This is a genomic window from Mesorhizobium sp. M1348, from assembly GCF_040317925.1.
Taxonomy (GTDB): Bacteria; Pseudomonadota; Alphaproteobacteria; order Rhizobiales; family Rhizobiaceae; genus Mesorhizobium.
This window is the reverse complement of record NZ_JAMYLH010000061.1, coordinates 1-10265: the sequence shown is the minus strand read 5'-3', so window position 1 is coordinate 10265 and position 10265 is coordinate 1. Positions and strand designations below refer to the sequence as shown.

Below are 10265 nucleotides of genomic sequence, written 5' to 3'. Positions count from 1 at the left end.
AAGGCCGATTTGGCGCGCAATACTCCGCATCGCATCCACGACGACAACCAGGAATCGCTGTTTTCCGCTATTTGAAAAGGAGGTGCATAATGAATCGGTCTTCACAATTACCCGAAAGAACAGCCTCTTCGCTGGCAGCGATGGCGGCGGACGGACATGGGCCACCATCGCCACGCTGCTGACCACCGCCAAGATGAACCAGGTCGATCCGCACGCCTGGCTCACCCAGACCCTCGAGCGCATCGCCAATGGCTGGCCAAACAGCGCTATCGAGGCGCTCATGCCTTGGAACTACCATCGCTGAACGGCATCAGCTACCCGCTTACGGAATATCGTAGAGCCTTCGACGTTCTCATCGAGCAACTGCCCGACAAACAGGCTTGCAAGATTGCCGTCGAACTGTTGGCGCTGGCTCATGATCGTGGCTGCGAGCGTGAACTGGCTGAGGAGCTTGCCAGAACGCTCGACGCCGGCGAACTGCCTAATCTGGCCGCCCTGAGAGCGCTCTTCGGCCCGGAGCCGGCCCGGTTGCCGACTGTTCATGTGCAACTCGCATCGCTCAATGGCTATGAAGCCCTGATCGGCACGGCCTGCGCGGGAGAGGTCGCATGAAGAGCATCCACACAATCGATGAAGCCCGGCTCGGGATCATGCTCAACGGGCTCCGGCTGCCGACGATCAAGACGCTCTGGCCGCAGTTCACTGAACAGGCCGACAGAGAAGGATAGAAGGATGGCCCGCCGCCCGGTTCCTCTCGGTCATCGCCGAGCATGAGCTGGCCGAGCGGGCGCACCGCCGGATCGAACGCCACCTTGCCGAGGCGCACCTGCCGCCCGGGAAGACGCTCGACAGCTTCGCCTTCGACGCCGTGCCGATGGTCTCCAAGTGGCCCAGGTGATGGCGATCGCCGCCGGCGACAGCTGGCTCGCAAAAGGCGCCAACATCCTGTTGTTTGGCCCGCCCGGCGGCGGAAAGAGCCATCTCGCCGCGGCCATCGGCCTCGCCCTGATCGAGAACGCCTGGCGCGTGCTGTTCACCCGCACCACCGATCTCGTCCAGAAGCTTCAGGTCACGCGGCGGGAGCTCCAGCTCGAATCCGCCATCGCAAAGCTCGACAATTTCGATCTGCTCATCCTCAACGATATGGCCTACGTCACCAAGGACCAGGCCGAAACGAGCGTGCTCTTCGAACTCATCTGCGCAAGATATGAGCGGCGCTCCATCATGATCACCGCCAATCAGCCCTTTGGAGAATGGAACCGCGTCTTTCCGGACCCCGCCATGACCCTCGCCGCGGTGGACCGACTTGTTCATCACGCAACGATCTTCGGAGATGAATGTCGAAAGCTACCGGCGACGATCAGCCATAGAGGCCAAACGCCAGCGCGGCAGACCCGCCTCCTACGCGACAATCAAAAATACGCACGAGCTTTGTCGCGGAGCGGCAATCAGAAAACGACGAGACTCTTGCCAGCGACAATCACCATGATAATTTGCCCGTGACCGCGACATAAGAATCTCATCCAGATTGTCGCTCCCGTCTCATCCTGGTCGTCGCGCTATAGCCGAAGTCGGCGATGGAGCTCAATCTTCGCCGCGCGACGCTGCTGCGGTCACCAGACACTAGGACGGCGCATTGCCGCGCGGCCCATCGCCATGCGCTGGATAAGCGGATTGCCCGGGACCCAAGTGGCGAGCTGTGCCTTCCTTATCGCCGCAGTGAGCAGCTGATGCAAGACGGTGCCGATCTCGGCATGTAGTCATTATCCGGATCTCGGCTCAGGAGTTTCTAACTTTAGCTAAGCTAGCAGTGTCCATCCATAAACAAATGGGCACGCCAACCCTTCATTAAGCCCGCTTGAGGCACGGTCTATCGCAAGCTGCATAATTTCTGTGCCGGCATCGATCGAGGGCGAAATGTAAACTGTATCTTGTGGGTGCGCCTCTTGGCCGCGCAGCAATGATCGCACCATAGGAGGCCGGCGCCGCGACAAGGCATCCGCTTGTCAGTCGCCCGATCGAGAGGAGACTGCCTTGCCAATATTCGCAAAGGGTGGACTCTCCCCACATAGCCGGCGAATTGTGGAGAGGGACTATGCCGATTGCTCTATGTTGTTGTATCTCTGCCTTAAAGGCCAGAGTTCTCCAAGTTTGGCTGCTGTTGATAACACCGACGAAGCTACTTTTTCGTGCCGGTCTGGAGTTAGCCGTGATCTCGGTCCAGCGACGCTGACCGTGCCGACCGTTTGGCCACCCCCCAAAGTAATAGGGGCGGCAATCGCAACGACACCGGGCTCAGCCTCCTCGTCGGAAATCGCCCAGCCTCTTTTTTGGGTCAGTTCCAGCCCCTTCATAAACTCTTCCACAGAGGCTATAGACCGCTCACCTCCGCTGTAGGCGCTATCATTGATAGCGATGCGAATTGCGTCTGTCTGGCTTAGTCTAGATAAATAAGCTCTGCCGTTGGCGGTGGTGTCCAAGCGAACTCTCGCCACCATCTCAGGCTGATATTTCAATCCGTTCCGAGCGCCTTGAACTTGTGCGATCCAAGTCAACGTCTCTCCCTGCACGACTGCCATCCTAACAAGCTCCGCGCTTTCGGCCGCCAATTCCTCCAAAACGGGCTGGCAGATGTCAGTTAGGTGGGTTGCACTCAGAAAACGCTGTCCAAGAATGGCAAGTCTGAGTGTGAGCTTGTAAAAGCCCGTGACCGGCTCCTGCTCAACCCACCCCATTTCGCAAAGCAAATTAAGCATTCGATGGGCGGCACTTTTTTGCAGGTCGAGCTTTTCAGCAAGTTCGCCGAGCCTCATCGCCGATGCTTCCTTCGCAAGCAGCTCAATGACAGCAAAACACCGCTCAACAAGAGAGTTTACAACCCGCACGTCACTCTCCTCGCTCGTTCCATTAGGAATGATATTCTACCTTTTCGTGTCGGTCAAGCGCATTCGGAGAAGGTTACAACGCTCTACGGGAGAGCAGGCGAACTCATTAATGACCAGAATGATATTCCAAATGCGATTCCTTTCCTATCGTGTGCACGAGTCGGCGGTCAAGGACCAGCAAGTGTGGAATAGGAACCACTGGAATTGTTCGACCCAACGGCGCATGAATAATCGTCTATAGTGTTCCTAAAAAAGTGGCCACAGGCGCGGCTGGCCGGTGTTGCAGCCGCGAGCCGCCCCATCAAACGAATGGATTACATTGGTGGAAGCCTGGGATTTTGAGACCGATTTTTGCGTCTCTGGCGCTGGGTCTGCGGGCAGCGTAATCGCCGCTCGCCTATCCGAGGATGAGAGCTCAGTGCTACTGATAGAGGCCGGCCCGAGCGATTGGAACCCTTTTATCCATATCCCCGCAGGATATTTCTACCTGTTGAAGGATCGCCGCTTCAACTGGATGTATAAGACCGAGCCGGATCCTAAAACTTTTAATCGGAGCATCATTGCCCCTGCCGGCAGAGGTCTCGGCGGGAGCAGTTCTATTAACGGCATCCTATTCGCGAGAGGACAAGCTGCTGAATATGACTGGTGGGCTGACGGGCTGGGGTGCAAAGGTTGGGATTATGCTGGGCTACTTCCCTACTTTAGAAAAGCAGAGAGGTTTGAAGGTGAAGCGTCTCAGTATCGCGGCACCTTCGGTCCAATGTCGGTCGCCCCGTTTCGCACGGTTCATCCACTCGCACGGCATTTTGTAACAGCGGCGACCCAGGCTGGATATGCTGAGGTTGCAGACATGAATGCTCCCGACAGGGAGGGCGCTAGCCTATTCCAACAGAACCGCAAGGGTTGGTTTAGGGCGAATACGGCTTCAGCTTACCTTCGTCCCGCCTTGAAGAAGGGCCGTAATCTGCGGGTCGAGACGAATGCAATTTGCGCTCGGATCATATTCGCTGGGAAGAAGGTGGATGGCGTTGAATTTGTCCAGAAAGGTCATCTCCGACGAGTGAAAATACGACGTGAGCTGATTGTTTCTTGTGGCACTCTGCGGTCGCCGCAATTGCTCCAGCTAAGCGGAATCGGGGACCCAGCACACCTGAAGCAAATCGGCATTCCAGTCGTTCACCTCTCACCCAACGTCGGCCAGAACCTCCGTGACCAATACTTGGTTCGAATCTCCCATCGCACCCAGGGCATTCTCACCGTCAACGAAATGAACAACTTCGGGACCATTGCCCTAGAGGGTTTGAAATACCTCACTCAGAATAGGGGACTGCTTACCCTGGGAGCGAGTATGGCTTCCCTCTTCTGCAGGAGTTCCCCATCAGCAAACTTGGCGGATCTGCAACTTATGTTCGCCCCAGTGAGTTTTTCGCCTTCAGTTCCAGGCGCCCTTGAGAGTGCAGGGGGGATGACGATCGGCGTATTCCTGACCTGTCCCGACAGCGCCGGCACTGTGTTGGTTCGCTCCGCAGACCCCCAAGAGTTTCCCGCCATAAGTCCGAACTACCTTAGCGCGCCAACAGACTGGCCGCGACTGCTTGTTGGATTGCGCAGTGCTCGGCGGGTCTTTGAAATGGATGCCCTCAAAAGGTGGAGTGTGGGCGAAACGACCCCAGGCCCCGGCGTGGTCACCGACGACGAACTGTACGACTTTGCGCGACGCGTAGGTTCAACGGCCGCTCACTATGCCGGCACATGCCGCATGGGTTCAGATGACGCGAGTGTTACGGATACCTCGCTTCGCGTTCGTGGAGTGTCAGGACTGAGGGTCGTTGATAATTCTGTCCTCCCCAGTCCGGTGTCGGGGGGGATGAATGCTACAGCGATCGCGGTTGCCGAGAGAGCTGCAGACCTCATTCGAGGACGCCTCACCCCTTCCTGATCGAGCCGTGGACTGCTTTGCCGCAGTTATGCGAGGGCAGATCAGACATCCTAAAACGCGAGTAGGAGCGTAAGCGCTCACTTAGCTTCCTCCTGCACGGCCTGGCGTGATCGTGCGATCACCTCCGATTCGGACGAATCGTGCTCGCATGGAGCGAGATAGCAAAAATGGACGTCACTAGAGGTCTCAAACGAGGCTATTCCGGTCCTGGAGGATCGAAGGCTCGACGGGCCGCCGGAAAGGGTCTGAGGCGGCGAATGCGCGGATTTGGCAAGACCCTGCTGCCCGGGTGATCTACATGTGGGGCGAGCAAGGGGCGACGCGTTGGAGATTTATCACGGGCGTTTGCCGCTCCGGAAGAGGCTGGCTTGGCTCTGGCTCGCGCCGCTGAAGGTTGCACAATACCGTGATGACGGCAGACATTTAGAGTACGTGATGGGGGGCGGTGGGATCAGCATGATGGCCTGCTGCCGGTTCCATGGACACCGAGCTAAGGTGTTGAAGATAGAACCGGAGTTTCCCATGCAGAGAAGAAAGTTCAGCCGGGAGTTCAAGCTTGAGGCTGTGAGGCTGGTGAAGGAACGGGGTGTTGCGGTCGCGCAGGCGGCTCGGGATCTGGACCTGCACGAGAATGTGCTGCGCAAATGGATTCGTGATCTGTCGGCCGATCCGCAGCATGCGTTCCCGGCCACGGCCAAATGAAGCCGGAGCAGCTCGAGATCGACAAGCTGCGACGCGAAGTGGCGAAGCTCAAGGAGGAGCGCGACATCCTAAAAAACTGTGACGGGCCGTTGCCCGCCTGCGCGCGGTAGAAACAGCCCATGCTACCCTCGCACCTCGGAGGGTAGCGGCCGTAGTCCCCGTTAAAAAACGTGGTCCATGGGTGCGAACTTGAGAGTGGTGACGCCGCTCCAACCGTGATCCCGATAGGAAGATGAAGATAGGCATAGCCCAGACCTCCCGCCCACAATTTTTGATGGAGGATTTGCCATGCCCAAGATAACGACCGGCGACCGCCCGGAATTGAAGCCAGTCATGTGGGTGCCGCTGGCATCGACATCGGATCAAAAATGCCCATGGCAGCGGTCGACCCGGGCTGCACTGACACGCCAGTGCGGGCGTTTGGCACATTCACGCAAGACCTGCATGATCCGGCGGACTGGTTCAAAGCGTGCGGCGTGACCAGTGTCGCGATGGAATCCACCGGGGTCTATTGGATCCCGGCCTACGAGATTCTTGAGAAGCACGGGTTCGAGGTCATTCTGGTCAATGCGCGCTACGCGAAGAACGTGCCTGGGCGCAAAACAGATGTCTGCGATGCTGCGTGGCTCCGCCAGCTTCATTCCCACGGTTTGTTACGTGTGAGTTTCCGTCCTGATGCCGAGATCGCAACCCTGCGCGCCTATCTGCGTCAGCGGGAGCGGCTAGTGGAATACGCAGCCGCCCATATCCAGCACATGCCGTTCGATGTGAGGACCGCTCTATACGGCGTGCTTGGCGTTGACCTGACCGAGATCCATGGGTTGGGTCCGTCACTTGCGTTGAAGCTTATCGGCGAGTGCGGTACGGATCGAGGGCATGGCCGAGCGTCAAGCACTTCATCTCCTGGCTGGGTCTCGCGCCGGGTAGCAAAATCTTCGGCGGCAATGTGCTCTCTTCACGCACACGGAGATCATCCAGCCGGGAGCAGCGTTGTTGCCTTGCCGGCCACGACTATCAGGCGGAGCGATACGGCGCTCGGAGCATTCTATCGTAGGCTGTCCTCTCGTGCGGGCAAGGCTAAGGACGTGAGGGCAACCGCCCGCAAAATTGCGGTCCTGTTCTACAACGCCCTCAGGCACGGCATTACCTACAGGGATCCGGGCGCCGATCACTAGGAACAATATCGCAGCCGTGTCCTCGCCAATCTGACGCGGCGCGCCAAATCGCTGGGCTTCGTTTTGCAAGCTGTTCCATGCGAGACTGAGGCGGCTGTTTCTTAGGAAGGCCGCAGCCTACTTCGCGAGGGAAGTGACATGAGGTTCGCTTTCATCGCGAAACACCGGAGCATCTGGCCGGTGGCATGGCTGTGCAGTGCACTGGATGTGTCCCGTTCCGGCTTCCATATGTGGACGGCGCCCTGCCTGCAACGGTTGTTTTGCGTTCGTTTCGATCGCTTGCGTCCATATGTCCGGCCTTTGAGCACGGTCCTTGCGGCCGCTGGCCAAGGTCGGGTTTCGCGACGACCGTTCCAATCATGCCAGCGGTTTCGTTTGCCAATGGATCCCTCGGAGTTTCGCGCGTCACGGATCGATCGATCACGCTTTCTTCCTTCCGTTGCAAGAGCTTGTGTTCGGTGTTCCTCCGTTGCGGCCTATCCGGGCATGTCACCGCCGTGCTGAGCCGCGGTCAGGGCTGGCCGCAGGTCACCGCCGTAGTAGGCGGCGCGAAGCGGCCTTGAGGGCGGCGAGGAGGCGTCAGGCTGCCCGGATAGGCCGCAACGGTACGGCTCGCCGGTGATCATCATCTTCTAGCGCCATGCGGGCGGTCTTGTTGGCGAGCGCCACAGCCGCCAGCTTCGGCGGCTTGCGCGTAATCAACGCCGCCAGCCACGGCCAGGCCTTGGCGCGGCCGCGACGCACCTGCTGGATGTGGGCCATCGCGCCCACCACCAGCGCCTGCCGCAGCATTGTTAGCTTAAGTGCCTGTCCACTGAGCCGGCAGCAGGCCATCGGGTCCGGTTTGGGCTTCAAGTCAACCAACCTCCCTCAGGGCAGCAGCTCGGCCTGCCAACCTCCCAGACGTAAACGCCCATCCTAAATGGTGGCCATGGCCTTCCAGGATTATCCCGCCCTGACCGGTTGCTCCAGCCGCATAGAGACCCGGGACGGCTTCGCCATTTTTTGACAGAACCTCCATAGCGGGGGAGACCCGTAGTCCTCCCTCGGTCAACACCCAACTTCGGACTGGTCCGAGTGCAATGAACGGCGGCTTCAACAAGCCTTCGCTACCTGCGCGAGGATTACGATTATAATCCGCAACAGCTTCTTCGAGAGCAGCTGCCGGGACACCAATTTTTTTGGCGAGTGAAGCTAACGAGCTGGCCTGACAATATATATCTTTGCGATTGCGCCTATAATCTGGAAGGTACGCATACGCGACCCCTGGTGCTGTTGAGATATAGTTAGGCCATGCGCTGAATTGCTTGGCAAGACGACCGTCAAATATTATGAACGCCTCTTTATTAGGCTGCTGGGGTACCGAGAGTTGAGGGCTATCGCACTCGTCGGCGAATCGGGATCCGCTTCTGTTTATAAGTATTGCGCCGCTTTCATATAATTTTCGCTGTGGCTCCAGTATCGTTGTAAGGAACATCATAATGAAAGGTCGAATCATGGCCTGGGGCAATTTGGCCATGGACCATTTCATCACTAAGGCTAGGAATCGGCTTGGCGGCAATTTGGTCATTAGGTTTACTCTAGGCGGCACAAATCGGAGTTGCGGGCCGCTGACAATGTCACCGTTCACAATTTCAGCGCCAACATCCAATGCGAGCTGGTGGGCATCGCCTGTGCTTGTTTCAACTAACGCACCCGCTTGCGCTATTGCTTCGCCGGCATAAATTCTTTTCATTTCTCTATTGGCGCTGAAATCTCCGCCAGCCAGGACAACGCCGCGATACGCAATGAATCGATGCTGCGAGCCATCTGCTTCAGCCTCGACCCCTACGACCCTCCCTTGCTCGCACAGTAACCGACGAACGCGATGATTAAGGCGTATATCAACGCCAAGCTCGCGGGCGTGTCGGCTCAAGGCGTGTGCGTAGGCCCGCGAGTTTGGAAGCACGTTGTGCATACGGGGAACACGATGGGGCGGCTCTGGCATGGGCCCAAAAAACACGACCCCCAGGTCGAGCAGTTTCTTTAGTGTTTCAGGGACATTTTCAACGAAGGCTCTGCGGAGATCGGGATTGTCACGGGACAACAATGCGCCGTGAAACAGCGCCATGTCCTCGAAGTGCGCAGCCGGCGGGTCCTGAATGCCAATAGCAGCCTGCATCGGCGAAGCGCTCGACGAAAGGGAGCCGATAGCCCAATTGGTCATGCCGCCCGGCGCGGGATTTTTCTCTAGCACCAATACTCGTCGGCCCATTTCAGCCGCCTCTATTGCAGCGAATAGACCAGATCCTCCAGCTCCAACGACGATCACGTCTGCAGCATTCAAAGCGGACACGAACTTGCTCCCTTCCAACCCAGTTCTACGCGTGCACACACCCAAGCTTTACTCAATGTCAGTGCTGAGCAGCCTATCCAACGAACTCTAATCATTTTTCGGGAAGCCGGTTGACCACGTCCAGGAAAGCGGTTAATTGTTGTTGGAATAACATTCCAGATAGTATGACATGTCAGGCATAGCAAGCGATTTCTTAGGGGCCTTTGCTCAAAGACTGGCTGCCGCCCATCGAGGCGGGGAGCGCGTGACAGCTGATGTGTCAACGCTGGAAGCACTGAGCCGCGACGAAGCTCTGTTTATTCAGCATGACGTCGTCAGCGCGTTGTCACATCCTATCGCTGGCTGGAAGGTCGCGGCTTTGCCCGACGGAGACTTGATATCAGCTCCAATAATCGCGAGCCGCCTTTTTCACAGCCCGGTGTCTATGTCCCCCGAAGTTTACGGGCTTGGCGGAGTCGAATGCGAGATCGCTTTCCGCTTTGGGAGAGAGCCCATCCCGGGGCGGGATGGGTTTGCAAGCGAGCATATCATCGAGGCCATTGATGGGGCTTGCGCGGCCATTGAAGTCGCAGATAGCCGCTGGGCAAGCAAGTTCGCCATTCCTCGCAATGCGATGATCGCAGACTTGCTGTCGAACGGCGCACTGGTTCTCGGATCGCTAAATAAGAACTGGCAGGATGTTCCCGTTGAGACCCTTCCGGCTCGACTCGGCATCAACGGAAATACCATTTGCCAGACCAGGGGAGGCCACCCCCACGGAGACCTCATTGGCCTCATGATCATGTTGGCAAACGATCTCGGGAAAAGGGGGCTAGTCATAAAGCCCGGTGAGATCGTTACGACGGGAAGCTACACAGGTTTTCACACGGCAAATCCCGGCGATGACATCGTAGCGGAGTTTGACGGTTTCACGTCCGTTTCGGTGACCTTCAATAGTTTTGAGAATAGCGGAGAGACCGATGCTTTGCGGTAAGGGTATGGTGGCCATCTGGAACGGAATAGCAGAGGAGGGGCGGCAGGATTTCTATCAGTGGCACATCCACGAGCACATGCCCGAGCGAGCCGGCATTCCAGGTTTTTTGCGAGGGCGCCGTTATCGAGCTGCTGATAAAGAAACCCATCCCGAATTCTTTACGCTCTACGAAGTTGAGCAATTCGACATCATTACAGGTGAGGAGTATGCCAAGCGGCTCAATGCCCCGACGCCGTGGACGAGGCGCGCAACGTCG

The 10265-nt window shown here is 57.6% G+C and carries 5 protein-coding genes and 7 pseudogenes; 9 read left to right on the top strand and 3 right to left on the bottom strand.

Features of this window, described 5'->3' with window-relative positions; genetic code table 11:
- From NKH13_RS35085 to istB, 3 genes and pseudogenes are all read left to right on the top strand, one after another.
- Positions 1-304, top strand: a 304-nt coding sequence (locus tag NKH13_RS35085) for a transposase domain-containing protein (RefSeq protein WP_352917408.1), incomplete at its 5' end; no start/stop codon positions are given.
- Between the two features lie 14 nt (positions 305-318).
- Positions 319-612, top strand: a pseudogene (locus tag NKH13_RS35080) (IS21 family transposase); the annotation flags it as partial.
- A pseudogene (gene istB / locus NKH13_RS35075) lies at positions 609-1514 on the top strand (IS21-like element helper ATPase IstB). The pseudogenes NKH13_RS35080 and istB, both read left to right, overlap by 4 nt.
- A 579-nt stretch (positions 1515-2093) precedes the next feature.
- On the opposite strand, the gene NKH13_RS35070 reads toward istB, so the two are convergent.
- Positions 2094-2885 carry an IclR family transcriptional regulator gene (locus NKH13_RS35070; RefSeq protein ID WP_352917406.1) on the bottom strand — a complete coding sequence of 264 codons (792 nt, stop codon included), beginning with the start codon at positions 2883-2885 and terminating at the stop codon, positions 2094-2096.
- A gap of 322 nt (positions 2886-3207) precedes the next feature.
- On the opposite strand from NKH13_RS35070, the gene NKH13_RS35065 reads away from it, so the two are divergent.
- The 4 genes and pseudogenes from NKH13_RS35065 to NKH13_RS35050 all read left to right on the top strand — a co-directional run.
- Positions 3208-4824 (top strand): GMC family oxidoreductase, encoded by a 1617-nt coding sequence (locus tag NKH13_RS35065; RefSeq protein ID WP_352917404.1) that lies wholly within the window; start codon positions 3208-3210, stop codon positions 4822-4824.
- A 522-nt stretch (positions 4825-5346) separates the two neighbouring features.
- Positions 5347-5600 (top strand): annotated as a pseudogene (locus tag NKH13_RS35060) (transposase); the annotation flags it as partial.
- A gap of 276 nt (positions 5601-5876) precedes the next feature.
- Positions 5877-6806: pseudogene (locus NKH13_RS35055) on the top strand (IS110 family transposase).
- A pseudogene (locus NKH13_RS35050) lies at positions 6807-6935 on the top strand (IS3 family transposase); the annotation flags it as partial.
- Between the two features lie 371 nt (positions 6936-7306).
- Here NKH13_RS35050 and NKH13_RS35045 read toward each other — a convergent pair.
- Both NKH13_RS35045 and NKH13_RS35040 read right to left on the bottom strand, forming a co-directional pair.
- Positions 7307-7490, bottom strand: a pseudogene (locus tag NKH13_RS35045) (IS110 family transposase); the annotation flags it as partial.
- Positions 7491-7557: 67 nt separating this feature from the next.
- Complete coding sequence (locus NKH13_RS35040; protein ID WP_352917400.1) at positions 7558-9036, bottom strand: FAD-dependent oxidoreductase; 1479 nt, start codon at positions 9034-9036, stop codon at positions 7558-7560.
- 169 nt (positions 9037-9205) lie between these two features.
- On the opposite strand from NKH13_RS35040, the gene NKH13_RS35035 reads away from it, so the two are divergent.
- Positions 9206-10009, top strand: coding sequence for a 2-keto-4-pentenoate hydratase (locus tag NKH13_RS35035; protein ID WP_352917398.1), 804 nt, complete (start codon positions 9206-9208; stop codon positions 10007-10009).
- Positions 9996-10265: pseudogene (locus tag NKH13_RS35030) on the top strand (hypothetical protein); the annotation flags it as partial. The gene NKH13_RS35035 and the pseudogene NKH13_RS35030, both read left to right, overlap by 14 nt.